At 61.1% G+C, this 26,571-nt stretch carries 23 protein-coding genes; 7 read left to right on the forward strand and 16 right to left on the reverse strand.

Going from position 1 to position 26,571, the window contains the following annotated elements; genetic code table 11:
• Window positions 1-50: 50 nt before the first annotated feature.
• The 7 genes from hisI (at window position 51) to UB23_RS25215 (ending at window position 5,136) form a co-directional block, all read left to right on the forward strand.
• Window positions 51-452 (forward strand): phosphoribosyl-AMP cyclohydrolase, encoded by a 402-nt coding sequence (gene hisI / locus UB23_RS25185; protein ID WP_045061960.1) that lies wholly within the window; start codon window positions 51-53, stop codon window positions 450-452.
• Complete coding sequence (locus tag UB23_RS25190; RefSeq protein WP_008047820.1) at window positions 445-777, forward strand: phosphoribosyl-ATP diphosphatase; 333 nt, start codon at window positions 445-447, stop codon at window positions 775-777. Before hisI ends, UB23_RS25190 begins: the two co-directional genes overlap by 8 nt.
• A gap of 27 nt (window positions 778-804) precedes the next feature.
• The gene (locus tag UB23_RS25195) at window positions 805-1,080 is read left to right on the forward strand and encodes a twin-arginine translocase TatA/TatE family subunit (RefSeq protein WP_045061961.1); all 276 of its coding nucleotides are present in this window, start codon (window positions 805-807) and stop codon (window positions 1,078-1,080) included.
• Between the two features lie 10 nt (window positions 1,081-1,090).
• Complete coding sequence (gene tatB / locus UB23_RS25200; protein ID WP_045061962.1) at window positions 1,091-1,537, forward strand: Sec-independent protein translocase protein TatB; 447 nt, start codon at window positions 1,091-1,093, stop codon at window positions 1,535-1,537.
• Entirely contained in the window at window positions 1,534-2,328 is a 795-nt protein-coding gene (gene tatC / locus UB23_RS25205) for a twin-arginine translocase subunit TatC (protein ID WP_045061963.1), read from the forward strand. Before tatB ends, tatC begins: the two co-directional genes overlap by 4 nt.
• A complete protein-coding gene (locus tag UB23_RS25210; protein WP_045061964.1) occupies window positions 2,325-3,032 on the forward strand; it encodes a 16S rRNA (uracil(1498)-N(3))-methyltransferase in 708 nt (235 codons plus the stop codon). The genes tatC and UB23_RS25210 overlap by 4 nt, the downstream gene beginning before the upstream one ends.
• Window positions 3,033-3,219: 187 nt before the next feature.
• Window positions 3,220-5,136, forward strand: a complete 1,917-nt coding sequence (locus UB23_RS25215) for a methyl-accepting chemotaxis protein (RefSeq protein WP_045061965.1) — start codon at window positions 3,220-3,222, stop codon at window positions 5,134-5,136.
• Between the two features lie 152 nt (window positions 5,137-5,288).
• On the opposite strand, the gene UB23_RS25220 is transcribed toward UB23_RS25215, so the two are convergent.
• From UB23_RS25220 to hutU, 16 genes are all read right to left on the reverse strand, one after another.
• Window positions 5,289-6,023 (reverse strand): amino acid ABC transporter ATP-binding protein, encoded by a 735-nt coding sequence (locus UB23_RS25220; RefSeq protein WP_045061966.1) that lies wholly within the window; start codon window positions 6,021-6,023, stop codon window positions 5,289-5,291.
• Window positions 6,016-6,975: an amino acid ABC transporter permease gene (locus UB23_RS25225; RefSeq protein ID WP_045062030.1), complete on the reverse strand. Its 960-nt coding sequence runs from the start codon at window positions 6,973-6,975 to the stop codon at window positions 6,016-6,018. Before UB23_RS25225 ends, UB23_RS25220 begins: the two co-directional genes overlap by 8 nt.
• A 603-nt stretch (window positions 6,976-7,578) precedes the next feature.
• Window positions 7,579-8,376, reverse strand: coding sequence for a transporter substrate-binding domain-containing protein (locus tag UB23_RS25230; RefSeq protein ID WP_045062031.1), 798 nt, complete (start codon window positions 8,374-8,376; stop codon window positions 7,579-7,581).
• A gap of 262 nt (window positions 8,377-8,638) precedes the next feature.
• Window positions 8,639-11,209, reverse strand: a complete 2,571-nt coding sequence (mdoH, locus tag UB23_RS25235; RefSeq protein WP_045061967.1) for a glucans biosynthesis glucosyltransferase MdoH — start codon at window positions 11,207-11,209, stop codon at window positions 8,639-8,641.
• On the reverse strand, window positions 11,202-13,016 hold the full coding sequence (locus tag UB23_RS25240) for a glucan biosynthesis protein G (protein WP_045061968.1): 1,815 nt from the start codon (window positions 13,014-13,016) through the stop codon (window positions 11,202-11,204). Before UB23_RS25240 ends, mdoH begins: the two co-directional genes overlap by 8 nt.
• A 276-nt stretch (window positions 13,017-13,292) precedes the next feature.
• Window positions 13,293-13,730, reverse strand: coding sequence for a D-aminoacyl-tRNA deacylase (dtd, locus tag UB23_RS25245; RefSeq protein WP_045061969.1), 438 nt, complete (start codon window positions 13,728-13,730; stop codon window positions 13,293-13,295).
• Window positions 13,727-14,698, reverse strand: a complete 972-nt coding sequence (gene pip / locus UB23_RS25250; protein WP_045061970.1) for a prolyl aminopeptidase — start codon at window positions 14,696-14,698, stop codon at window positions 13,727-13,729. Before pip ends, dtd begins: the two co-directional genes overlap by 4 nt.
• Window positions 14,699-14,806: 108 nt before the next feature.
• On the reverse strand, window positions 14,807-15,601 hold the full coding sequence (hutG, locus tag UB23_RS25255) for an N-formylglutamate deformylase (protein WP_045061971.1): 795 nt from the start codon (window positions 15,599-15,601) through the stop codon (window positions 14,807-14,809).
• Between the two features lie 10 nt (window positions 15,602-15,611).
• Complete coding sequence (gene hutI, locus UB23_RS25260; protein WP_045061972.1) at window positions 15,612-16,817, reverse strand: imidazolonepropionase; 1,206 nt, start codon at window positions 16,815-16,817, stop codon at window positions 15,612-15,614.
• A gap of 160 nt (window positions 16,818-16,977) precedes the next feature.
• The gene (gene hutH, locus UB23_RS25265; RefSeq protein WP_045061973.1) at window positions 16,978-18,510 is read right to left on the reverse strand and encodes a histidine ammonia-lyase; all 1,533 of its coding nucleotides are present in this window, start codon (window positions 18,508-18,510) and stop codon (window positions 16,978-16,980) included.
• Window positions 18,511-18,627: 117 nt separating this feature from the next.
• Entirely contained in the window at window positions 18,628-20,151 is a 1,524-nt protein-coding gene (hutH, locus tag UB23_RS25270) for a histidine ammonia-lyase (protein ID WP_045061974.1), read from the reverse strand.
• Between the two features lie 162 nt (window positions 20,152-20,313).
• A complete protein-coding gene (locus UB23_RS25275) occupies window positions 20,314-21,144 on the reverse strand; it encodes a quaternary amine ABC transporter ATP-binding protein (RefSeq protein WP_052673021.1) in 831 nt (276 codons plus the stop codon).
• Window positions 21,141-21,992: an ABC transporter permease gene (locus tag UB23_RS25280; RefSeq protein WP_045061975.1), complete on the reverse strand. Its 852-nt coding sequence runs from the start codon at window positions 21,990-21,992 to the stop codon at window positions 21,141-21,143. The genes UB23_RS25275 and UB23_RS25280 overlap by 4 nt, the downstream gene beginning before the upstream one ends.
• Window positions 21,993-22,062: 70 nt before the next feature.
• Window positions 22,063-23,031 (reverse strand): ABC transporter substrate-binding protein, encoded by a 969-nt coding sequence (locus UB23_RS25285; protein WP_045061976.1) that lies wholly within the window; start codon window positions 23,029-23,031, stop codon window positions 22,063-22,065.
• Window positions 23,032-23,100: 69 nt separating this feature from the next.
• Entirely contained in the window at window positions 23,101-24,573 is a 1,473-nt protein-coding gene (locus tag UB23_RS25290; RefSeq protein ID WP_045061977.1) for a purine-cytosine permease family protein, read from the reverse strand.
• A gap of 152 nt (window positions 24,574-24,725) precedes the next feature.
• On the reverse strand, window positions 24,726-26,408 hold the full coding sequence (gene hutU, locus UB23_RS25295) for a urocanate hydratase (RefSeq protein WP_045061978.1): 1,683 nt from the start codon (window positions 26,406-26,408) through the stop codon (window positions 24,726-24,728).
• Window positions 26,409-26,571: the final 163 nt, after the last annotated feature.

The raw sequence follows: 26,571 nt of genomic DNA on the forward strand, positions 1-26,571 counted from the left end.
CAACGTTGGACTCCGCTAATGAAGTGCGGAGCCCGCTGTCGGAGTCGAAGATGAAAAACTGGCTGGACGAAATCAAGTGGGACGCCGATGGCCTGGTGCCCGCGATTGCCCAGGATCACAAGACCGGGCGCGTCCTGATGATGGCCTGGATGAACCGTGAAGCGCTGCAACTGACTGCCACGGAGAATCGTGCCATCTACTGGTCACGTTCCCGAGGCAAACTGTGGCGCAAGGGTGAGGAGTCCGGGCATGTGCAGACCCTGCATGAGATGCGCCTTGACTGTGACGCCGACGTGATCATTCTGATGGTCGAGCAGATCGGCGACATCGCCTGCCATACCGGCCGCCAGAGCTGCTTCTATCGAGTCTTCGAGAACGGCGACTGGAAAACCGTCGACCCGGTACTTAAAGACCCGCACGCCATTTACTCCGCAGGACACACCCATGAGTGACACCCTGACCCGCCTGGCCGAAGTGCTGGAAGAGCGCAAAGGCGCCGCTGCCGACAGCTCGTATGTTGCCAGCCTGTACCACAAGGGCCTGAACAAGATTCTGGAAAAAGTTGGCGAAGAATCCGTCGAAACCATCATTGCCGCCAAGGACGCTGCCATCAGCGGCGACTGCAGCGATGTGATCTACGAGACTGCCGACTTGTGGTTCCACAGCATGGTCATGCTCGCCCAACTGGGGCAGCATCCACAGGCTGTACTCGATGAACTCGACCGTCGCTTCGGTCTGTCCGGACACGCCGAGAAAGCCTCGCGCCCGTCCGCCTGAACAACTATATTAGAGAGGAGCAGCAACATGGGCATTTTTGACTGGAAACACTGGGTCGTCATCCTGGTCGTTGTCGTGCTGGTATTCGGCACCAAGAAACTGAAGAACCTCGGCACCGACGTCGGCGAATCGATCAAGGGCTTCCGCAAAGCCATGAACGATGACGAAAAGCCCGCTGATCCAAGCGTGACCCCGGCGCAACCGGTACCACCTGTGCAGCCACAGGCCACCCCGGTCAACCCGCCGCACACCATCGACGTGCAGGCACAAAAAGTCGAAGAGCCGATTCGCAAAGACGTGTGAGCACTGACTAATGTTTGGTATCAGCTTCTCTGAACTGCTGCTCGTCGGCCTCGTCGCCCTGCTGGTGCTGGGCCCCGAACGCCTGCCGGGTGCTGCGCGCACTGCCGGCCTGTGGGTCGGTCGTCTGAAGCGCAGCTTCAACGCGATCAAACAGGAAGTTGAACGTGAGATCGGCGCCGACGAAATTCGCCGGCAGCTGCACAACGAGCATATCCTGTCCCTGGAGCAGGAGGCGCGGAAGATCTTCACGCCCACCCAGCAGGAGCCGACTCCGGTGCAGCCTGTCGCGGAGCCGACCATTCATGCCCCGGTGCCGAACATCGAGCCGACAATCGGCGCTGAACCTGCGCCTGTCGCTGCTCCTGCGGCGCAGCCTCTGGCCGAATCTGCAACACCTGCGGCTGCGTCTGTTGCGCCTGCCCCTCATGACCCAACACTGCCGCCGCGAGCCCCATGAGCGATCTTCCTGAAAATGACCAGCACATGCCGCTGGTTTCGCACCTCACCGAGTTGCGCACCCGCCTGCTGCGCTGCGTAGCGGCGATCTTCATCGTCTTCGCCGGGTTGTTCGCCTTCACCCAGCAAATCTATACCTTCGTCTCCACGCCGCTGCGCCAGTATTTGCCGGAAGGCGCGACAATGATCGCTACCGATGTGTCGTCGCCCTTCCTGACGCCACTGAAGCTGACGATGATGGTTTCGCTGTTCCTGGCGATTCCGGTGATCCTGCATCAGATTTGGGGTTTCATCGCACCAGGCCTGTACAAGCACGAGAAGCGCATCGCCGTGCCACTGCTGATGTCCAGCATCCTGCTGTTCTATACCGGCATGGCGTTCGCCTACTACCTGGTGTTCCCGTTGATCTTCAAATTCTTCGCTGCCGCTACGCCGGCCGGTGTGGAAATGATGACCGACATCACCAGCTACCTCGACTTCGTCATGACGCTGTTCTTCGCCTTCGGCGTGGCGTTCGAAATCCCGGTAGCCGTGGTATTGCTGGTGTGGATCGGTGTAGTCGACGTCAAGTACCTGAGGAAAATCCGCCCGTACGTGATCATTGGCTGCTTCGTGGTCGGCATGATCCTGACGCCGCCGGACATTTTCTCGCAGACCCTGCTGGCTGTACCGATGTGGCTGCTGTTTGAAATCGGCATCCTGTTCGGCAGCCTGATCAGCAAGCGTGGCGAGCACCCGGACGACCAGCCGGCTGACGACTCCAACGACCAGCCGCCAGCGACCCAGCCGTGAACCTGCTGCTTCTCGAAGAGGCCGATTTCATTGCGGCCGATCGGGTGATCCTGCGTGATCGCCGCCTGACCCACATGCAGGAAGTCCACCGTTCGCAAGTCGGTGACAGCCTGCGGGTCGGCAGGATTGGCGGTCTGATGGGGTCTGCCGAGTTGCTGCGCCTGGACACCACCGAAGCCGAATTGCGCGTCACCCTTGATCAGCCCCCTCCGAGCAAGCTGCCGCTGACCATGGTGTTGGCCCTGCCACGCCCGAAAATGCTGCGCCGGGTGTTTCAGACCGTTGCGGCCATGGGAGTGCCGCGAATCATCCTGGTGAACAGCTATCGCGTCGAGAAGAGCTTCTGGCAAACGCCGTTCCTGGAACCAGACGCCATTCGCGAACAATTGATCCTCGGCCTTGAACAGGCCAGGGACAGCGTGTTGCCGGAAATTATTATCGAGAAGCGCTTCAAGCCGTTCGTCGAAGACCGGCTTCCCGCGATCACCGAAGGGACTCTGGGCCTGGTCGGCCATCCCGGCAACTACCCACCCTGCCCTCGCGGCCTGAACGAGCCGGTGACCCTGGCCATTGGTCCGGAAGGCGGCTGGATCCCCTACGAGATCGACCTGCTGGCCAAAGCCGGGCTGCAACCGGTACAACTGGGCGAGCGCATCCTGCGGGTCGAAACCGCGGTCACCGCCCTGCTGGCCCGACTCTTCTAAACACCACGCCCCCCGGTAGGAGCTGCCGCAGGCTGCGATCTTTTGATCCTGGCGTTTGTAAGGACGCCAGAACTCAAGATCAAGATCAAAATCAAAAGATCGCAGCCTTCGGCAGCTCCTACAGGTTCCGGAGAAGCTGCCGATACAACTCTCATAAAACCTACGTGTGGTTCGAGGGAGTTGCAGCATGTACCAATCGCTAGCCGATAAACTGGGGAACGTCAGCGTCAATCGCAAACTGGGAGTCGGTTTCGGATTGGTGTTGCTGCTGACCTGCCTGATCACCTTCACTGGCTGGACGGGCCTCAGCGGCGTCATGAGCCGGGGCGACAAGCTCGGTTTCATCTCCGGCCTGATCGAGCTGAGCAAAGACCTGCGCATCGCCCGCCAAGACTACGACATGCATCGCGGCGAACAGGGTCCCGGGACAGTCAACGATTTGCTCGGCCAACTGGATACCGGCCTGAAAACCGCCCGCACCCTGATCGAACAGCCTGCCGATGCAGCCATGGTCGACCAGCAACTGGTCGCCGTCGCTGAATACAAGCGCGCCTTTGCCGACATGACCCAGGCAACCGCTGCTCGTGAAGACGCCCGGAGCAAACTGGGGGTAAACGCTGACAACGCCGTAGCGCAAGTCAGCACGGTCGAAAAATCCATGCTGCAAGGCGAAAGCGTTGCCGACTACAGCCAGGTGATCGAACTGAGCAAGCTGCTCCAGCAAGCGCGCTACCAGGTTCGCGGCTACACCTACAGCGGCAAGGCCGAAGCCCAGCAACCGGCACTGGACGCCATCGACACCGCCCTGAAAAGCCTCGACAGCCTCGCGGCAAAACTGCCTGAGCAGCACCTTGCCAACCTGCAACAGGCTACCGGGTCGCTGAAGGCTTACCGCGCGGCTGTCAGCCAGTTCCGCGACTCCCAGGTCGCAAACGCCACGGCGCTCACGCGCATGACCGCTCAGGGCGACATCCTGATCGACCTCAGCAAGAAGCTGACGGCCTCGCAGACCATTGTTCGCGACACCGATGCCGCGCACGCCAAGAACATGCTGTTGCTCGCCACCCTGCTCGCCCTGGCTTTCGGTCTGCTGGCGGCTTGGGCCATCACCCGCCAGATTGTCATTCCCCTGAGCCAGACCCTCAAAGTTGCCGAACGCATTGCAGCCGGCGACCTGACCCACAATCTGGTGTCTCGCCGCCAGGACGAACTGGGCCAGTTGCAGCGTGCTATCCAGAGCATGACCCAGGGCTTGCGCGAGTTGATTGGCGGCATCAGTGATGGCGTCACGCAAATCGCCAGCGCCGCCGAGGAGTTATCGGCAGTCACTGAGCAGACCAGCGCCGGGGTCAACAGCCAGAAGGTCGAGACCGATCAGGTGGCAACCGCCATGAACGAGATGACCGCTACCGTGCAAGAAGTCGCACGCAATGCGGAAGAAGCCTCGGAGGCCGCTGTGGCCGCCGACCAGCAGGCCCGTGAAGGGGACAAGGTGGTGGGTGAAGCCATCGCCCAGATCGAGCGCCTGGCGCTCGAAGTGGGCCACTCGACCGAGGCCATGGGCCATCTCAAGCGCGAGAGCGACAAGATCGGCAGCGTGCTCGACGTGATCAAGTCGGTAGCCCAGCAAACCAACCTGCTGGCGCTAAACGCCGCCATCGAAGCCGCCCGTGCCGGTGAAGCAGGCCGCGGTTTTGCCGTGGTTGCCGACGAAGTCCGCAGCCTCGCCCAGCGCACCCAGAAGTCGACCGAAGAAATCGAAGAGCTGATCGTTGGCCTGCAAGCCGGCACCCAGCAGGTGGCGACAATAATGGACAACAGCCGCAGCCTCACCGAAAGCAGCGTCGAACTGACCCGCCGCGCCGGTGGTTCGCTGGAAAGCATTACCCGCACAGTGTCAGCGATCCAGTCGATGAACCAGCAGATTGCCGCAGCGGCCGAGCAACAAAGCGCGGTGGCCGAAGAAATCAATCGCAGCGTGTTGAATGTGCGCGATGTGTCCGAGCAGACCTCGGCCGCCAGTGAAGAGACGGCGGCGTCGAGTGTCGAACTGGCACGGCTTGGTACTCATTTGCAGACGCTGGTGGGACGGTTCAAGGTCTGAGTTGATGCGAACGCCTCGGTTCACACAGGACCAAGGTGATGCTATCGCGGGCAAGCTCCCACAGGGTTCAACGGTGTTACGCAAATTGCATGAACACTGAACATACTGTGGGAGCGGGCTTGCCCGCGATGGCGGCCGGATGGCCGCCGCGATCAGAGAACCTGGCGCAGGAACGCCTGTGCCCGAGGATCCTTCGGCGCAGCGAAAAACTCGGCCGGCGAAGCATCTTCCAACAGCTTGCCGTGATCGAAGAACAACACCCGATCCGCCACTTCCCGCGCAAAGCCCATTTCATGGGTAACGCAGACCATCGTCATGCCTTCCACGGCCAGGGTCTTCATCACATCCAGCACTTCACCGACCATTTCCGGATCAAGCGCCGAGGTCGGTTCATCGAACAGCATCACCTTCGGCTCCATCGCCAGCGCCCGGGCAATGGCCACACGCTGTTGCTGACCGCCGGACAGGCGTGATGGAAACTCGTTGGCTTTCTGCGCGATACCGACCTTCTCCAGCAACGCCAGGGCCTTGGCCTCGCGCTCCTTTTTGCCGCGCTTGCGCACGACTTTTTGCGCCAGGCAGAGGTTTTCCAGTACGGTCATGTGCGGGAACAGGTTGAAATGCTGGAACACCATGCCGACTTCACGGCGGTAGGCATTCACGTCGGTTTTCGGGTCGGCCAGCTCCAGGCCGTCGATGCTCACTGAGCCGGAATCGAATTCTTCCAGGCCGTTGAGACAGCGCAGGAACGTCGACTTGCCGGAGCCGGACGGACCGATCACCACCAGCACTTCACCCCTGGCCACTTGCGTGGTGACGTTATCCACCGCGCGCACCACCTGGCCACGGGTATCGAAGACTTTTACCAGATCGCGGACTTCAATCACTTTGCGCGAGCCTCCGCTCTAGCCGGCTGGCGATTTTCGACAGCGGCAGGTTGATCAACAGGTACAGGCCGGCGACGCAGAACAGGATTTCGAACGGCGAGAACGAGGTAGTGATGACTTCCCGGCCGCTTTTGAGCAGTTCGGTAATCGCGATGACCGAGACCAGCGAAGTGTCCTTGACCAGGCTGATGAACTGCCCGGCCAGTGGCGGCAGCACGCGCTTGAATGCCTGCGGCAGGACCACATGACGCATCGACTGGCCAGCGCTCAGCCCCAGAGATCGCGCGGCTTCGTTCTGGCCGCGGGCGATCGACTGCACGCCAGAGCGGATGATTTCCGCGACATAGGCGCCGGTAAACAGTGACAGCGCGGCGATCCCGGCAAATTCCCGGGACAGGTTCATCACGGTGCCGATGAAGAAGTAGAAGATGAAGATCTGCACCAGCAGCGGCGTGCCGCGCACCAACTCGACATAAATGGTCGAGAGATCGCGCAAGGTCGGGTTGCTGGACAGCCGGCACAGGCCGGTTGCCAGGCCAATCAGCAGGCCGAGCACACCCGAGACCACCGACAGCCACAACGTCGTCCACAAGCCCCACAACAGCGGTCCTGCCGCCCAATGGCGAGTCACGCCCACGACATCGCCTTCTGCCACGTCATCGCCCTGGGCGACTTGCAGGCTGTTGTCATCGACGATCAGGTGCTGCTCGTCGCCAGCGTCGTTGCGCAGGGTGACTTCAGCCTTGTCACCCTTGCGTACCAGCTCGCTGACGGTGGAAATGTCAGCAGCACGCTGGGACTCTTCGGCGTGGTAGGCGAAGTACTGCGGCACACGGTTCCAGCGCCATTCGTAGGACATCAGCGAGGTGGCGTAGTACAAGGCGCCGGCCAGGCCGATCAGCACCAGCACGGTTAAAACGTGCCAGGGCCATTGGGCTTTTCTCTGTTTCATGGGTTTAGCAAAATCCGAAAGTTGTGTCGCCAGGAAGGCCGTCATCGCCAGCAGGCTGGCTCCCACACTGGATCTGTGACGCACACAAATCCCCCGTGGGAGCCCGCCAGGAAGGCCGTCATCGCCAGCAGGCTGGCTCCCACACTGGATCTGTGACGCACACAAATCCCCTGTGGCAGCCCGCCAGGAAGGCCGTCATCGCCAGCAGGCTGGCTCCCACACTGGACCTGTGGCGTACACAAATCCCCTGTGGCAGCTCGCCAGGAAGGCCGTCATCGCCAGCAGGCTGGCTCCCACACTGGATCTGTGGCGTACACAAATCCCCTGTGGCAGCCCGCCAGGAAGGCCGTCATCGCCAGCAGGCTGGCTCCCACACTGGATCTGTGGCGTACACAAATCCCCTGTGGCAGCCCGCCAGGAAGGCCGTCATCGCCAGCAGGCTGGCTCCCACACTGGATCTGTGGCGTACACAAATCCCCTGTGGCAGCCCGCCAGGAAGGCCGTCATCGCCAGCAGGCTGGCTCCCACACTGTGGCGTACACAAACCTCCTGTGGGAGCCAGCCTGCTGGCGATGGGAGCGGCGCGGTCTTACTGACCGAGCCTTATTCCATGTCCTTGAGCCAGGCGGTGTCCTTGAACCACTTGTCATGGATGCGATCGTAGGTGCCGTCTTCGTGGATCTGGTGCAGGAAGTTGTTGATGAAGTTGAGGCTGTCGTAATCACCCTTCTTCAGGCCAAAGGCCAGCGGCTCGTAGGTGAACGGCTTGTCGAGGAATACCAGCTTGCCGGCCCCGACCTTGTTCACGGCGACAACGTTGTACGGCGCGTCGTAGATGAAGGCATCGGCCTTGCCGTTGACCACGTCCAGCACAGCTTCCTGCTCGTTGTCGTAGCCGTGGTACTTGGCCTTGGAGATCAGCTTCTTCGCGACCATCTCGCCCGTGGTGCCGAGCTTGGAGGTGATGCGGTAGTCGGCGGTGTTCAGGTCCTTGTAGGACTTGATGGTGCCTTCCAGCTCTTTGCGGATCAGCAGTGTCTGGCCAACGACGATGAAGGGGTCGCTGAAGTTCAAGCGCAGGTTACGCTCCTGGGTCAGGGTCATGCCGCTGCCGATCATGTCGAATTTGTCGGTCATCAGCGCCGGGATGATGCCGTCGTAGCCGGTGGACACCAGCTCCAGCTTGACGCCCATGGCCTTGGTCATGGCTTTGAGGATGTCGACTTCGAAACCGATGATCTCGCCGCGCTTGTTGGTCATTTCGAAGGGCATGTAGGTCGGGTCCATCCCGACTTTCAGCGTGCCGCGCTTGACCGCGTCATCGATGGCACCGGCCTGCGCCGTGCTGACTGCAACCAATGCCGTGACGCCGACCAGCAGCATCGAAAGATACTTCTTCATCATCAAGTCCCCAAAACCATTGCGGTATGAGGCGCGCAAACAGCAGATTTCCCTGGGGAAACCGGCAGATACGAACAAAAAGTTGTCCGGGCGCACCAATTCGGGGACGGATGCTATCGCAGCCTTGAAGGATTTGTTAGACGCAAAAGCAAAAGATCGTCCGACCGCGGCCCGAGCCTCCGGCAGCTCCTACGGATAAAGCCTGTAGGAGCTGCCGGAGGCTCGGGCCGCGGTCGGACGATCTTTTTAGCCGGGGAATGCTTTATGCCAACTGAGGCTGCGCACTCAGCGGTTTAAGCGGCAGCAACGGAGCATGCGGATCGGCTTTCACCGACTTGCGCCACGCTTCCAGCCACTCAGGATGACCTTCGTTCCAGATTTGCTCGTGCAGGCGAGCCAGGGCCACCGGATCACTGAGCAGTTGCACGCGCTCATTGTTGTTCAGGCCATCCGGCCCGACTTTCAATGCGTGCCGCACTCGCTCGATACGCAGCCATTCGATCGGCTCCGCCTGACCGTGACGGGAGGTCGCCAGCGAACACGCCAGGGCGTTCTGCTGCGGGTCCACCACCGACCGGACAAAGCCGTCGTTCAGCGCGTGATAGCGGTTTTCGTGGGTGTACTGGTCAGTCGCCAGCAACGCCTGTGGCGGATTGTATTCCTCAGGGATCAGGAACAGGCTCTCGTCACGGGATTTGAGCCCCAGGCCAACCCGGCTGGAAATCACCGACACCGGAATCGACAGCATCAACGAACCGACGATCGGCACCAGCCACCACAGGAAGCTCGGGTTCAGCCAGATCACCAGCAGCGCCCAGAGGAAGCCCAGCAGCGTTTGCGGACCGTGGCGCTTGACCGCTTCACTCCATGGCGTCGAGTCATCGTCACGCTGGGGCGAGTTCCAGGTCGCGGCCCAGCCAAGGAACGCGGCGAGCACGAAACGCGTGTGGAAAATCATCCGCACCGGCGCCAGCAGCACGGAGAACAGCATCTCCAGCAGCATCGACAGGGTCACCTTGAACTTGCCACCGAACTCTTTCGCGCCCTTGGCCCAGATCAGGATGATGCTCAGCAGCTTCGGCAGGAACAGCAGCACGATGGTGGTCGAGAACAGCGCGACGGCCTTGTCCGGGTGCCACTGTGGCCACAACGGATACAGCTGTCGCGGCTCCATGAAGTACTGCGGTTCCATTAGCGTGTTGACCGCCAGCAGCGCCGTCGACAGCACGAGGAAGAAGAACCACAACGGGGCCGACAAATAAGACATCACACCAGTGAGGAATACCGCCCGGTGAACCGGGTGCATGCCCTTGACCAGGAACAGCCGGAAGTTCATCAGGTTACCGTGGCACCAGCGACGGTCACGCTTGAGTTCGTCCAGCAGGTTTGGCGGCAGTTCTTCGTAGCTGCCCGGCAGGTCGTAGGCAATCCATACGCCCCAGCCGGCACGGCGCATCAGCGCCGCTTCGACGAAGTCGTGGGACAGAATCGCACCTGCAAACGCGCCTTTACCCGGCAACGGCGCCAGGGCGCAGTGCTCGATGAACGGCTTCATGCGAATGATCGCGTTGTGGCCCCAATAATGGGATTCGCCCAACTGCCAGAAGTGCAGGCCGGCGGTGAACAGCGGCCCATAGACCCGGGTGGCGAACTGCTGCATGCGTGCATACAGCGTGTCCATGCCCGATGCGCGCGGCGCAGTCTGGATGATCCCGGCGTCCGGCGTGGCTTCCATCAGGCGTACCAGGCTGGTCAGGCATTCGCCGCTCATCACGGAGTCCGCGTCGAGCACCACCATGTACTTGTAGTCACCCCCCCAGCGACGGCAGAAGTCGTCGAGGTTACCGCTCTTGCGCTTGACGCGACGACGGCGGCGGCGATAGAAAATCTTGCCGAAGCCCTTGGCTTCGCGGCAGACGTCGAGCCAGGCCTGTTGTTCGGCGACGCAGATGTCGGCATCGTTACTGTCGCTGAGCACGAAGAAGTCGAAGCGATCGAGGTCACCTGTGGCCGCTACCGACTCGAAGGTCGCCCGCAACCCGGCAAATACCCGCGGCACGTCTTCGTTGCAGATCGGCATCACCAGCGCAGTGCGCGCATCCTTGGCGATCGGCTCATTACCAGCGCTTTTACCGGAAATACGGTACTTGTCGTGGCCGGTGAGCAGCTCGAGGAAGCCCATCAGCGCCGTCCAGAACCCGGCAGACACCCAGCAGAACAGAATCCCGAACAGAATCAGGATGCTGGTTTGCAGCGCATACGGCAGTACTTGCGTAGCCGTCTGCAGCAGCGGTTGGTGCAGGACTTCGTTGAGGTCGACGAACGACCAGCCCTGATACGGCATGATGCCTTTCATGTACCAGCCGGCAACGATGGTCTGGCCGAGCATCAGCACCAGCAGGATGTAGCGACGGATCGAACCGACGGTGCGCCAGCGAGCCGCCGGCAACACGCGTTCATCCTTCGGCGGGGCCGGTGGATTGGTGCGACCGGTCAGCCGGCGCCAGCCACGCACCAGGATATTGGTGCGCCATGGCTCCGGCACGACCTTGGTCCGACGGATCGGCGGGGTCGCCTTCAGGCAAACCCGACCGCTGGCGTCGAGCGCCAGCATTTGCGCGTCTTCCAGCTCTTCGGCCGTGCTCAGGGCCAGGCGCTTGCCGACCGAGGCCTGGGCGGCCTCGCTCGGCGCGTCGAACGTCGAAGACGACAGCCGCTGGTGCAGCTCGCTGAAAGACTGGCAGCCCGCGAGTTCCGCGCGCTGCTGGTCGGTCATCGGCAGATGCGCCAGATACTCGGCAAGCGTCTCTGGCTGTACTTGAGAATTACTCATCGGCAGGCAACTGGTAGCTCCAGGTCTCGGTCAGGACTTCTTCAGTCGGCGCCGATTCCGGTGTGGCTGGGGCCGCATCGGCAGCTGCAGGCTGCTTGGCGTCTTTGTTGTCCTTGTTGGCGGTATCCGCTACTGGCTTGGCATCAGCCTGCTTGGCCTCTGCCAGCTTGGTTTCCTTGTCCGCCTTCTCCTGCTGCTTGGCGGCAACCTTGTCGGCCTTGGCCACGGACGAGCTGGAAACAGGCAACGAAGTCTTGGCCAGGTCCTCAGGTACGATGTTCTGCACCAGTGCAGCACGCATCTCGGTGGATTTACCCGGATCCTTGATCTTCATCCGCAGGGTCAGGCGCCAGCCCTTGGTTACAGGGTTGTAACGCACGCTGTTCTCGACCAGTTCGGCGTTGTCACCGACGCTGACCTGGCTGCGAACGTCAGTCTCAGGCGGCAGGGCTGCCAGGGACGGGCCTTCGAAGTCCACCAGGTAGGCCACGCTGCCGTCCGGCTGACGGATCAGGTTGGACTGCTTGACGTCACCGGTGGAACGCAGGGTCTGGCTGACCCAGGCGCTATCGGGTGCGTGCAGCGCCGCTTCATCGATCGTCCAGTGCAGGCGGTAGGCGACATCCAGCGGCTGGCCTGGCTCAGGCAGTTTTTCCGGACTCCAGAACGCCACGATGTTGTCGTTGGTTTCATCGGCAGTCGGGATTTCCACCAGGTCGACAGAACCCTTGCCCCAATCGCCTTTTGGCTCGATCCAGGCACTTGGGCGCTTGTCGTAGCGGTCGTCCAGGTCTTCATAGTGGCTGAAATCGCGACCACGTTGCAGCAGACCAAAACCGCGCGGGTTCTCGACGGCGAAGTTGCTGACGGACAGGTGCTTAGGGTTGTTCAGCGGGCGCCAGATCCACTCACCGTTGCCGGCATGGATCGCCAGGCCGCTGGAGTCGTGCAGTTCACGACGGTAGTTGAGCACCTTGGATGGCTGGTTGGCGCCGAACAGGAACATGCTGGTCAGTGGGGCGATGCCCAGTTTGGTGACCTTGTCGCGCAGGAACATCTGCGCCTTGACGTCGACGATGGTATCGCTGCCCGGACGCAGGGTCAGGCGGTAGGCACCGGTCGCACGCGGGGAGTCGAGCAGCGCAAAGATCACCAGGTGCTTGTCACCCGGTTTTGGCTGTTGGATCCAGAACTCGGTGAAACGCGGGAATTCTTCGCCGGAAGGCAAAGCGGTATCAATGGCCATGCCACGGGCGGACAAACCATAGGTGTGACCCTTGCCGACGACGCGGAAGTAGCTCGCGCCCAGCATGGTCATGATTTCGTCCTGCTTGTCGGCCTTGTTGATCGGGTACAGCACACGGAAACCGGCATAACCCAGTTGCTCAGTGGCCTTGGGATCAAACTTGACGTCGCCGAAATCAAAACGACTTGGGTCGTATTTGATCTCCTCGACCGTATTGGCCGTGATTTCGTTGATTTTCACCGGGGTATCGAAGTGCATGCCCTGGTGATAGAACGACAGCTTGAACGGGGTTTTCTGATCGGCCCATTCGGCTTTTTCGGTGAGGAAACGAATTTTTTGATAGTCCGCGAACTTCATATCGCGGAATTCGTTCGGCAGATTACTGCGCGGGGCTTCGTATTTCTGCCCGGCCAGCTCTTTTGCCTTGACCGACACATCATCCAGACTGAATGCCCAAAGCTGGCCGGCGCTGAGCAGGCAAAGCAGTGCAGAGCCCGCTACCAGAGCGCTTCGTAGCCGTTTGGCAGACAATTTTGGTGCAATACAGGGACTAACAATCACGAGCAACCCTCGCCGAAAACAGATCAAAAAACCAACGGCCAGCTATCTATATGCCAGGTTGGCGAGCATTGTTCCGACTCCCATGGGGCAAAATGATTCCCCAACAGGTCCAGGACAAGTCTCTACCTAAGTCAAAATGGACCAACGAACGCTGATCCCCGTAGCGCGCGATTATCTAGTAGGCCGCGTTACAACGCATCAGGGGTAACAAAGTATTTATCGCGAAAACCCCCTGTTTCCGCTCGAAATGCGCTTAAAAAGATGTTTCAAGCGCTTTCAGGCCTGTAACAGGAAGGTGACCGGGCCATCATTGACCAGATACACCTGCATATCCGCGCCGAATCTACCTGATGTCACTGTGCCATGCATTTGTTTCGCTTTGCCTAATAGATAGTCAAAAAGCTCTTCGCCCAGTGCCGGAGGGGCAGCAGTCGAGAAGCTGGGGCGCAACCCGCTCTTGGTATCAGCGGCCAGGGTGAACTGAGAGACCAGCAGCAAACCACCGCACACATCCACCAAGGACCAGTTCATCTTGCCCTCGGCGTCACTGAACACCCGATAGTTAAGCAGCTTATGCAGAAGTTTGTCGGCGCTGGCCCGTGTATCGTCGGGTTCGACCGCCACCAGCACCAGCAAACCCTGGTCGATTGCACCGACCACTTCACCCTCCACCTCGACTCGCGCGCTGCTCACGCGTTGCAGCAGAGCCTTCATGCTTCTTCAGGCGAAAGGTCGAGCATGCGGCGCGCCATCAGATCGGCGGCGCGCACCAGCGCATCGGTAATGCCCGGCTCGGAGGCGGCATGGCCGGCGTCACGAATCACCTGCAGTTCACTGTTCGGCCAGTTCTGGTGCAGTTCCCAGGCGTTATCCAGTGGGCAGATCACGTCGTAGCGGCCATGAACAATCACGCCGGGCAGATGGGCGATCTTGCCCATGTCGCGGATCAGTTGGTTAGGCTCGAGAAAAGCGTTGTTGGTGAAATAATGGCACTCGATCCGGGCGATCGACAAGGCTCGCTGGGGCTCCGAGAAGCGGTCGACGACCAGTGGGTTCGGGCGCAGGGTCGCGGTCCGGCCTTCCCAGGTGGACCAGGCCTTCGCCGCGTGCATCTGGGCAATCTGGTCATTGCCGGTCAGGCGCCGGTGGAACGCGCCGAGCAGATCCTCACGTTCGTCCAGCGGGATCGGTGCAATGTAATCCTGCCAATAGTCAGGGAACAGCCGGCTGGCGCCCGCCTGATAGAACCATTCGATTTCCTGCGGCCGGCAGAGAAAAATCCCACGCAGGATCAGGCCGTGAACACGTTCCGGATGGGTCTGCGCATAGGCCAGTGCCAGGGTCGAGCCCCAGGAGCCACCGAACAGCACCCATTTGTCGATGCCCAGGTGCTTGCGGATTCGCTCCAGGTCGGCGACCAGATCCCAGGTGGTGTTGTTTTCCAGGCTGGCATGGGGCGTGGAGCGACCACAGCCACGCTGGTCGAAGGTGACAATGCGATACAGATTCGGGTCGAAGTACCGACGGCTCTGGGCATCACACCCGGCGCCCGGGCCACCGTGGATAAACACCACAGGCAAGCCTTGCGGCGAACCACTTTCGTCGACATACAGCGTGTGGGTTCCATCGACGGCCAGATCGTGCCGGGCGTAGGGTTTGATCTGCGGGTACAAAGTCTGCATTGCGCGCTCCGTAAGGGGTCGAGGTCATCCCTGTGGGGACTTCTATTATTCTGCCGTCTGGCATCATAAACCCGAATTACGTGATTGAGCACGCGCGCGCAGTTGGCTTCAGTGCTTCTGGCCCCAAGCCAGCAACCCTTGCAATAACTCCCGAAGCACCACCTGCGTCGGTGCTGCCAGGTCCGGTCGATAGCGGAACGGCTCAAACTCTTCCATGTACGTGCACTGGCCCAGCTCCAGCTGCACCGCATGAATGTTTTGCGCCGGGTTGCCGTAATGCCGGGTGATGTGGCCGCCCTTGAAACGACCATTGAGCACATGGCTGTAATCGGTGTGGCGAGCGCAGATCGCTTCCAGTTCGGTGGCCAGCTGTGGGTCGCAACTGGCGCCATTGAAGGTGCCAAGGTTGAAGTCCGGCAGCTTGCCGTCGAACAGGTGCGGGATGATCGAGCGAATCGAGTGCGCATCGAACAGCAACGCGTAGCCGAACTCGGCCTTCAGGCGCGCCAGTTCGTTCTGCAAGGTGCGGTGATACGGCGTCCAGATCTGTTCCAGATAGGTCGCCCGCTCTGCCGGTGACGGTTCCATGCCTTCGCTGAACAACGGGATGCCGTCGAACAGCGTGGCCGGGTACAGACCGGTGGTCGCCCCGGCGTACAACGGCTTGTCGTCAGACGGTCGATTCAGGTCGATGACAAAGCGCGAGTACTCGGCCGCCAGCGTGCTGGCGCCCAATTCAGCGGCAAACTCATAGAGCCTGGGAATGTGCCAGTCGGTATCCGGCAGGCTGCGCGCGTCAGGAATCAACCCGGCCTCGACCGCGGGAGTCAGGCGCAGGCCCGCGTGAGGCATGCTGATCAGCAGCGGCACACGACCTTGTTGGAAATTCAGAACCTTGTCCACAGCTGCTCTCCTATACGCTCGTTTCGACGCCGTGGCGCACGACGCGTTTTTCCAGATCGCCGCCCAGCCAGTACGACAGGTCGGCAGGACGATCGATTTGCCAGGCCACAAAGTCCGCGACCTTGCCGGCTTCCAGCGAACCATGGGTGCCGGCCATGCCCAATGCCGTAGCGGCATGGATGGTCGCGCCGGCGAGGGCTTCTTCGGGGGTCATGCGGAAGCAGGTGCAGGCCATGTTCAGCATCAGGCGTAACGACAGCGCCGGCGAAGTGCCCGGGTTGAGGTCGCTGGCGATGGCGATTTTCACGCCGTGCTTGCGCAGGGCTTCCATGGGCGGCAATTGGGTTTCGCGCAGGAAGTAGAACGCGCCCGGCAGCAGCACCGCGACGGTGCCGGAAGCCGCCATGGCGATGGCGTCGTCTTCGTCCATGAACTCCAGGTGGTCGGCGGACAGCGCGTGGTAACGCGCGGCCAGGCTGGAGCCGTGCAGGGACGACAATTGCTCGGCATGCAGCTTGACTGGCAGGCCGAGCCCCTGAGCAGTGACGAACACACGCTCGACCTGCTCTGGCGAGAACGCCAGGTATTCGCAGAACGCGTCGACCGCGTCCACCAGGCCTTCGGCGGCCAGAGCCGGAAGCATTTCAGTGCAGATGTGCTCGATGTAGGCGTCGGCGCGATCAGCATATTCGGGAGGCAAGGCGTGAGCGGCCAGGCAGGTGCTGCGCACGCTGATCGGCAATTCGGCGCCCAGGCGGCGGATCACCTGCAGGATCTTGCGTTCGCTGGCCAGGTCCAGGCCGTAGCCGGATTTGATCTCTACCGTAGTTACGCCGTCGCGCATCAGGCTTTTGAGTCGCTTGGCCGCGCTGGCGAACAGTTCATCTTCACTCGCGGCACGGGTGGCGCGCACGGTGCTGGCGATGCCCCCGCCCTGGTTGGCGATTTCGGCGTAGCTCAAGCCTTGCAGGCGCTGTTCGAACTCGCCGCTGCGGTTACCGCCGAACACCGTATGGGTGTGGCAGTCGATCAGGCCTGGCGTAACCCAGGCCCCATTCAAATCGTTGACCGCCGGGTAGTCGCCTGCCGGCAGGTCGGCACGTGGGCCAATCCACTCTATGAGCGCACCGGACGTCACGATGGCCGCGTCCTCGATGACCGAGTAGACGCCTTGCGCCATGGTTGCGACGTGGCAGTGTTGCCAGAGCGTTTTCATCCCGAGTTCCTCGTCTTGTTCAAAATCGATTCGCGAGCAAGCCCGCTCCCACAAGAGATACGCATTCACCTGTAGGAGCTGTCGAGTGCAACGAGGCTGCGATCTTTTAATAAGCAAGATCAAAAGATCGCAGCCTTCGGCAGCTCCTACATGAGCGGCCTTACAGGCTCGGCAGCAACTTCACCGAGACCAGATCATTCAAACAACGCGTCGCCAACAATTCAGTCGCCGCGTTGATGTCCGGCGCAAAGAACCGGTCCTTCTCATAAAACGCCACTTCAGCACGCAAAATGGCGCGAGCTTTTTCCAGCTTCGCCGAGGTCTTCAAGCCTTCACGCAGATCCAGGCCCTGGCACGCTGCCAGCCACTCCACCGCCAGCACCCCACGCGTATTCTCGGCCATTTCCCACAAACGCTTGCCCGCAGCCGGTGCCATCGATACGTGGTCTTCCTGGTTGGCCGAAGTCGGCAGGCTGTCGACCGAATGCGGATGGGACAGCGCCTTGTTCTCGCTGGCCAGTGCCGCCGCCGTCACCTGGGCGATCATGAACCCGGAGTTGACGCCACCATTGGCCACAAGGAACGGCGGCAATTGCGACATGTGCTTGTCCATCATCAGCGAAATGCGACGTTCACTCAGGGAACCGATTTCAGCGATGGCCAAGGCCATGTTGTCCGCAGCCATGGCCACCGGCTCGGCGTGGAAGTTACCGCCGGAAATCACGTCGCCTTCGGCGGCGAACACCAGCGGGTTATCCGACACCGCGTTGGCTTCGACCGCCAGCACTTCGGCAGCCTGGCGCAATTGCGTCAGGCAGGCGCCCATGACTTGCGGCTGGCAGCGCAGGGAGTATGGGTCCTGGACCTTATCGCAGTTCTGGTGCGAGTCAGACACGTCACTGCGCTCGCCGAGCAAATCGCGGTAAGCAGCAGCGGCGTCGATCTGGCCTTTTTGCCCGCGAGCGGCGTGGATGCGTGCGTCGAATGGCGAGCGCGAGCCCAGTACCGCCTCGACCGTCAGGGCCCCCAGCGCCACGGCGCCGGCGAACAGGTCTTCACCTTCAAACAGGCCGCGCAGGGCGTAGGCGGTGGACACCTGGGTACCGTTGAGCAGCGCCAGGCCTTCCTTTGCCGCCAAGGTCAGCGGGGTCAGGCCGGCGACTTTCAACGCTTCGGTCGCCTCCAGCCATTCGCCCTTGTAGCGCGCCTTGCCCTCACCCAGCAGCACCAGGGACATATGCGCCAGCGGCGCCAGGTCACCGGAAGCACCGACCGAACCTTTCAACGGAATGTGCGGGTAGACCTCGGCGTTGATCAACGCGATCAACGCATCGATCACCACCCGGCGAATGCCGGAGAAACCACGACTCAGGCTGTTGACCTTGAGCACCATGACCAGCCGCACCAGGGCGTCGCTGATCGGCTCGCCAACACCGGCGGCATGGGACAGCACCAGTGAGCGCTGCAGGTTTTCCAGGTCTTCGCTGGCGATGCGAGTCGAGGCCAGCAGACCGAAACCGGTGTTGATGCCGTAGGCGGTGCGGTTCTCGGCGAGTATCTGCTCAACGCAGGCAACGCTGGCCTCGATCTGCGCCGAGGCGCTGTCGTCAAGGCTGATTTTGACCGGCTGCTGATAAACATCGCGCAGTTGGGCAAGGCTCAGTTGGCCGGGAATCAGGTTTAGCGCAGTCATTCAAATGCTCCTTATGAGAGTTTGTTATTAACTACCAGTCGCTCCGGAGCATTCCGTTATCCGTCGCCTCTCGTCTTCTGGACGATCCGCGCCTTGGCACGCTGGTGTGGGTATCGGTCAGTGCAAATTCGGTAACGCGTCGTGCAGCCGCTGCGGATCTTTCAGCACGCTGGCGGCGGCGGCAATGTCCGGAGCCAGCCAACGATCCTGATCGTAGGCCGGAACCTGTTCACGCAGCAGGCGCCAGGCGATATCGGTGCCGACGCCAAAACGTTGCGGCTTGAGGAATTCGAACGCCTGGGCGGCCAGCAAGTATTCGATCGCCAGGATCTGCGTGCAGTTTTCCAGCGCGCGATGCAGCTTCAGCGCGGCATTGGTGCCCATGCTCAGGTGATCTTCCTGCAGACCCGAGGTGACGTAGTTGTCGAGCACCGCCGGTTGCGCCAACTGACGGTTCTCCGCGCACAGCGAAGCGGCGACGTACTGGACGATCATCATCCCGGAGTTCACCCCGGGATTGGCCACCAGGAATGCCGGCAGACCGCTGACATGCGGGTTGATCAAGCGGTCCAGGCGCCGCTCGGCAATGGAGCCGATTTCCGCCATGGCAATGGCCAGCAAATCAGCGGCCAGGGCCACTGACTGACCATGCGGGTTGGCCTGGGACATGATGCGGAAATCGTCCGGTGTGCCCAGCAGCATCGGGTTATCGGTGACCGAGTTGAGCTCGGTTTCAATCTGCTTTCTGGCGTGCTCCAGCTGATCGCGGGCGGCGCCGTGAACCTGCGGGATCGAGCGGATGCTCAGCGCATCCTGCGTGCGCACGCCCTTGCTCGACGCGATCACTTCACTGCCATCCAGCAACGCTCGCAAGTTGAGCCCGACCTGCTGCATGCCAGGATGTGGTTTGAGCGCAATGATCTCGGCATCGAACGCCGCGATCTGGCCACGCTGGGCTTCAAAGCTCATCGCACCGATCACATCAGCCCATTGCAGCAGACGCGTGGCATCAGCAATCGCCAGGCAGCTCAGGCCGGTCATGCACGGCGTGCCGTTGACCAGGCACAGGCCATCCTTGGCACCGAGCTGGACCGGTTGCAGACCTTCTTCGGCCAGGGCTTGCTGCGCAGAAACTATTTTCCCGCGATAGCTCACAGTGCCGACACCCAACAGCACGATGCCGATGTGCGCCATGTGGGTCAGATAACCGACTGAACCCTGGGAAGGCACTTGCGGGGTGATGCCTCGATTGACCAGCGCCAGCAGCGCTTCGATCACTCGACGGTGAATGCCGGATTTGCCATGACTGAAATTGCGGATCGCCGCACACATGATTGCGCGGGTCTGCTCGTCGGCCAATGGAGCGCCGACGCCACAGGCGTGGCTGAGCAGCGTGTTGCGCGACAGCTGGCTGAGTTGCTCGTCTTTCAGCGAGACGTTGCACAGTGCGCCCAGACCAGTGTTGACGCCGTACGCGCGCTCGCCGCTGGCGACGATGCGCTGGACGATGGCTTGGGCGTTCTCGATCCGCGCCCAGACCTGCGCCGACAGCTCAAGCTGTGCGCCATGACGGGCAACCGAGACCACATCCTGCCAACGCATTGGGGCGTCGGCGATAACGATTGTTTCAGCCTGGGACATCTCTACCTCATACCTGAATATTGATGCAGCATCGCCGACGCCATCGCTGGCAAGCCAGCTCCCACAGGTTCCGAGGTGTGCACACAAACTGTGGAACAAACCCAATCCCTGTGGGAGCAAGGCTTGCCCGCGATGGGGCCAGCACTTACACCGCAAATATCTTCAAACCACCGCTGCCCGCCGCTGCACAAACCGGTCGACATACTCATCCGCCGGCGAATGCAGGATCTCGCGCGGCGTACCCACCTGGATCAACCGCCCATCCTTGAGGATCGCGATCCGGTTACCAATGCGCACCGCCTCATCCAGGTCGTGCGTGATGAACACGATGGTCTTGTGCAAGGTCTTCTGCAGCTCCAGCAGCTGGTCCTGCATCTCCGCGCGGATCAGCGGGTCGAGAGCGCTGAACGCTTCGTCCATCAGGATGATGTCCGTGTCTGCGGCCAAGGCCCGGGCCAGGCCCACCCGTTGGCGCATGCCGCCCGAGAGCTGATGCGGGTATTTGTTTTCGTAACCCTTGAGGCCCACGGTGTTGATCCAGTGCAGCGCGCGCTCGGAGCACATCTGCTTGCTCTCGCCACGCACTTTCAGGCCGTAGGCGACGTTCTCCACCACGGTCTTGTGCGGCAGCAGACCGAAGCTCTGGAACACCATGCTGATCTTGTGCCGGCGAAATTCGCGCAGGGCTTCCATGTCGTATTGCAGGATGTCCACACCGTCCACCAGGATCGCGCCGCTGGTGGGGTCGATCAGGCGATTGAAGTGACGCACCAGCGTCGACTTGCCCGAACCGGACAGGCCCATGATCACGAAAATCTCGCCAGTGCCGATGCTCAACGACAGGTCGTTGACCCCGACCACGCAGCCGGTTTCGGCCAGCACCTGGTCCTTGGTCTTGCCTTGGCCGACCATGGCCAGCGCATCCTGCGCACGGTTGCCAAAAATCTTGAAGACGTTTTTGACTTCGATTTTGCTCACGGTTACGTCGTTCATTTGCTCACCTCATGCCGTGGCCGACCATACGCCTGAGTAATGCGGTCGATGACCACTGCCAGAATCACGATCGCCAGGCCGGCCTCCAGGCCTCGTCCGACGTTGAGGGTCTGAATCCCTACCAGCACATCCTCTCCCAGGCCACGGGCACCGATCATCGAGGCGATTACCACCATCGACAGGGCCATCATGGTGGTCTGGTTGATCCCGGCCATGATGCTCGGCAGGGCCAGCGGCAGTTGCACGCCGAACAGTTGCTGCCAGCGGTTGGCACCGAAGGCGTTGATCGCTTCCATCACTTCACCGTCGACCTGGCGAATGCCCAGGTCGGTCAGGCGGATCAGCGGCGGCGCGGCGTAGATCACCGTGGCGAAAATCGCCGGGACCTTGCCCAGGCCGAACAACATCAATACCGGAATCAGGTACACGAAACTCGGCATGGTCTGCATGATGTCGAGCAATGGCATCAGCACCGAACGCAGGCGATTGCTGCGCGCCGAGAGGATGCCCAGCGGTATGCCGATCAGTACCGATATCACCGTCGCGACCATCATCAGCGCGAGGGTTTGCATCAGCTTGTCCCAGAGACCGACGGCGCCGACCAGGAACAGCAAGCCGACGATAACGGCAGTGGTCACAACCTTGCGGGTCGCGTGCCAGGCAACGCCCGCCACGATCGCCAGCATCAGCCACCAGGGCGCAGCACGCAGCAGCCCCTCAAGATTGACGATGGCCCACAACAGGGTGTCGGAGATCTGCCGGAACACATCGCCGTAGTTGGTGACCAGCGAATCGACCCAACCGTTGACCCAGTCGGCGATGGAAAAGGTAAAGCTTTCGGGAAACATAAGAGACTCTCGATCAAGGGGGTTGAGATGCAGCACCCGACTGCCGGGCTCGACAGTCGGAACGCTGGACCTACAAGGCCGCGTCGATTTTCCTGGCAGCGTCTTCGCTCACCCATGCATGCCAGACTTCAGGATGTTCCTTGAGGAAGATTTTCGCCAGTTTTGGCGAAGCGATCCGCTCCTTGGCCATGCGCCCCAGGTTCTGGTTCAGCAAGTCGATTGGCAGGTTGACCTTTTCCAGCACCGCCACCAGTTCCGGGGCTTCGTCGTGGAAGGTCTTGGACAGGCCGACCTTGATGGTCACGCTCTTGTCCACGCCCGGTTTTTCTTCGAGCTTGACCAGGTCGACCTGGCCCATCAGCGGAGTTGGCGACCAGTAGTAGAACAGGATCGGCTCGCCGCGCTTGTAGCTCGACAGCACTGCCGCATCCAGCGCCGGGCCGGTGCCTGGGCGGAAGTTGGTGTAGGTGCTTTCCAGGCCGTAGCTCTTGAGCATCTCGCTGTTGTCCAGCTCGCATGTCCAGCCAGCCGGGCAGTTGTAGAAACGGCCTTTGGACGGCTCTTCCTGATCCTTGAACACTGCAGCGTACTTGGCCAGGTCGGCGATGTTCTTCAGGTCAGGGGCCTTGGCTTCCAGCTTGCGGCTGGGGTCGCCCTCGATGACGTAACGCGGCACATACCAGCCTTCTACGGCGCCGGTAACAGGAGCGCCGACCCCGACGACCTTGCCGGCCTTCTCGGCCTTGTTCCAGACCTCGCTACGGCCCACCCACTCCTCGGCGAAAACCTGGATATCGTTGCTGCTCAAAGCGTTTTCCATGGTGATGGAGTTGCCCGGCAGGCTGTCGGTCTTGCAGTCGTAGCCTTTCTCCAGCACGACCTGCAGCACGTCGGTCAGCAACATGCCGCTTTCCCAGTTCAGGCCGGCAAATTTCACCGGTTTGCCCGACTCGCACCAGCCGGCTGCCTGGGTGGCGCCGGCACTGGCGAGCAGGCCCATGGAAAGTAGTGCGGTCAGCAGGGTCTTGTTCGATTTCATTGTCGTGACGCTCCTAATCATGAATGGGCTTACGGCAGTCAAGAGGCATCCAGCCCTGTCCACGTCCAATCAGGCCTGCGCCGCAGCGCGACCGGCCCCGCTGGTTTTTGGTGGTGCAACGCTGTCCTGCTCGACTGGCAGGATCAGTTGATCGGGTACGGTGCCATGCCATTTTTTGGCGCACACGTAATATAGAGCGGCTGGAAGCACCAGGCCGATGATCCAGGAAATATCCACACCGCCCATGGCTTCCACCAGCGGACCGGTGTAGAACTTGGTGGCGATGAACGGCAGCTGCACCAATACACCGAACACATAGATGCTGATACCCAGGGCGTTCCAGCGACCGTAGCGGCCATTGGGATCGGCCAGCGCCGGCACGTCATAACGTTCGCGGGTGATGCAGTAGTAGTCCACCAGGTTGATCGCGCTCCATGGCGTGAAGAACGCCAGCAGGAACAGGATGAAGGACTTGAACGCACCGAGGAACGAGTGCTGGCCGAGCAGCGCGATCAGGGTCGCAGTGCCGACAATGAACAGAACGAACACCAGTCGCTGCAAGCGCGACACCTGCAGGTGACCACGAAAACCGCTGATGATGGTCGCGATACACATGAAGCTGCCATAGGAGTTCAGCGTAGAGATGGTGACCTTGCCGAATGCGATGCTGAAGTACAGCAACGCAGCGGTGGCACCGGTACCGCCCAGGCCCACAATGTAGGCCACTTCATGGCCGGCGAACTGCCCGTTGGCCGAAGCGGCGGCAAACACGCCGAGAATCATCGCCACTTGTGCGCCAATTACCGAACCCGCGCCGGCGGCAAAGAAGGTTTTCACCGAAGACGTGCTGCTTGGCAGGTAGCGAGAATAGTCAGCCACGTACGGGCCGAACGCGATCTGCCAGGACGCGGCGAGTGATACCGCCAGCAGGAAGCTGCTCCAGCTGAAGTGGCGAATTTGCAGGAGTGCGCCGACGTCTGTCTGGCTCATCAGGCGGTAGAACAGGTAGACAAAGGCAATCACGCCGATGACGCTGGCGACACGGCCAATCCAGTGGATCACCCGATAACCAAGCACCGTGACCAGCACAATGACACTGGCGAAGATGAGGATACCGACGCTGTCGCTGACGCCGAACAACTGGCCCAGCGCCTGGCCGGACAGTACGGTTCCGGTGGCGGTGAAGCCCAGGTACATCAGGCACACCAGCACGATCGGGATCGCCGCGCCATACACGCCGAACTGCACCCGGCTGGAAATCATCTGCGGCAAGCCCAGCTTGGGCCCTTGCGCCGCATGCAACGCCATCACCCCACCGCCCAGCAATTGCCCGATCAACAGACCGATCAACGACCAGAACACATCACCGCCCAGCACCACGGCCAGGGCCCCGGTGACAATCGCGGTGATTTGAAGGTTGGCACCCATCCACAGGGTGAACTGGCTCAACAGACGACCGTGTCTTTCCGCTTCCGGGATGTAGTCGATCGAGCGCTTCTCGATCAAGGGTTTAGTGCCTGCACGTTCGTTGTTAACAGCCATGATTCAACCTCTGTGGATTGTTTTAATTGTTCTGTCGGGCTTACTCGGGCTCTGTGGGAGCTGGCTTGCCAGCAATGACGTCAGCACCTTCAACATCAATTCCAGCAGGGCCGTCGCTATCGCTGGCAAGCCAGCTCCCACAGGGGGTCGCGTTATTTACCGGTAATCATCGGCAGGTTCAGCCCCTGTTCCTTGGCGCAGTCGATCGCGATCTGGTAACCCGCATCGGCGTGACGCATGACCCCGGTTGCCGGGTCGTTGTGCAGCACGCGTGCAATTCGCTCAGCCGCCTCATCAGTACCGTCGCAGACAATCACCATGCCCGAGTGCTGGGAGAAGCCCATGCCGACGCCGCCGCCGTGGTGCAGGGAAACCCAGGTCGCACCGCTCGCGGTGTTCAGCAGAGCGTTAAGCAGTGGCCAGTCGGACACGGCGTCGGAACCGTCCTGCATCGATTCGGTTTCGCGGTTCGGGCTGGCAACAGAGCCGGAATCCAGGTGGTCACGACCGATCACGATCGGTGCCGACAGCTCACCGCTGCGCACCATTTCGTTGAACGCCAGGCCAAGCTTGGCGCGCAGGCCCAGGCCAACCCAGCAGATACGTGCCGGCAGACCCTGGAAGCTGATGCGTTCGCGCGCCATGTCCAACCAGTTGTGCAGGTGAGCGTCGTCCGGGATCAGCTCTTTTACTTTCGCGTCGGTCTTGTAGATGTCTTCAGCGTTACCCGACAGTGCCGCCCAGCGGAACGGACCAATGCCTCGGCAGAACAGCGGACGGATGTAGGCCGGCACGAAGCCAGGGAAGTCGAAGGCATTTTCCACACCCTCTTCCTGGGCCATCTGGCGGATGTTGTTGCCGTAATCGAAGGTCGGGATGCCTTGCTTCTGGAACTCGAGCATCGCTTTAACGTGCACGGCCATCGATTGCTTGGCAGCCTTGACCACGGCAGCAGGCTCGGTCTTGGCGCGAGCGCGGTACTCTTCCCAGGTCCAGCCGGCTGGCAGGTAACCATTGAGCGGATCGTGGGCGCTGGTCTGGTCGGTGACCATGTCCGGGCGCACGCCGCGCTTGACCAGTTCCGGCAGGATCTCGGCCGCGTTACCCAGCAGCGCAATGGAAATTGCCTTGCCTTCCTTGGTGTATTTGTCGATACGCGCCAGCGCGTCGTCGAGGTCAGTGGCCTGTTCGTCGACATAACGGCTGTTCAGGCGGAAATCGATGCTCACCTGCTGGCACTCGATGTTCAGCGAGCAAGCGCCGGCCAGGGTTGCCGCCAGTGGCTGGGCGCCACCCATGCCGCCCAGGCCAGCGGTCAGCACCCAACGCCCCTTGAGGTCATCGTTGTAGTGTTGGCGACCGGCTTCGACGAAGGTTTCGTAGGTGCCCTGGACGATGCCCTGGCTGCCGATGTAGATCCAGCTGCCGGCGGTCATCTGGCCGTACATGGCCAGGCCTTTGGCGTCGAGTTCGTTGAAGTGCTCCCAGCTCGCCCAGTGGGGCACCAGGTTGGAGTTGGCGATCAGTACCCGCGGTGCGTTGCTGTGAGTCTTGAACACGCCGACCGGCTTGCCGGATTGCACCAGCAGGGTCTCGTCGTCGTTCAGGTTGGTCAGGCTTTCGACGATCTTGTCGTAGCACTCCCAGTTACGTGCCGCACGCCCGATACCACCGTAAACCACCAGTTCTTTAGGGTTCTCGGCAACTTCCGGGTCGAGGTTGTTCATCAACATGCGCAGCGGCGCTTCGGTCAGCCAGCTCTTGGCGGTCAGCTTGTTACCGCGGGCGGCACGGATTTCTACGTCACGAAACTTAGTGGTTTTGTTGTCAGTCACGAAAAAGACTCCTCAGCGATCAATTCAAACCAACCCTGGCAGTGGGCAAGCCAGCCTGTGCGCGTCGTTGCGCCACAAGCGAATCAGTTGACGCTGCGAGGAGTCCGGATCGACTCATACGCATACGTCTTTACTTGTACATACAAGCATATGCAATCAAGCG

This window comes from Pseudomonas sp. ES3-33 (assembly GCF_000952175.1).
Lineage (GTDB): Bacteria > Pseudomonadota > Gammaproteobacteria > Pseudomonadales > Pseudomonadaceae > Aquipseudomonas > Aquipseudomonas gregormendelii.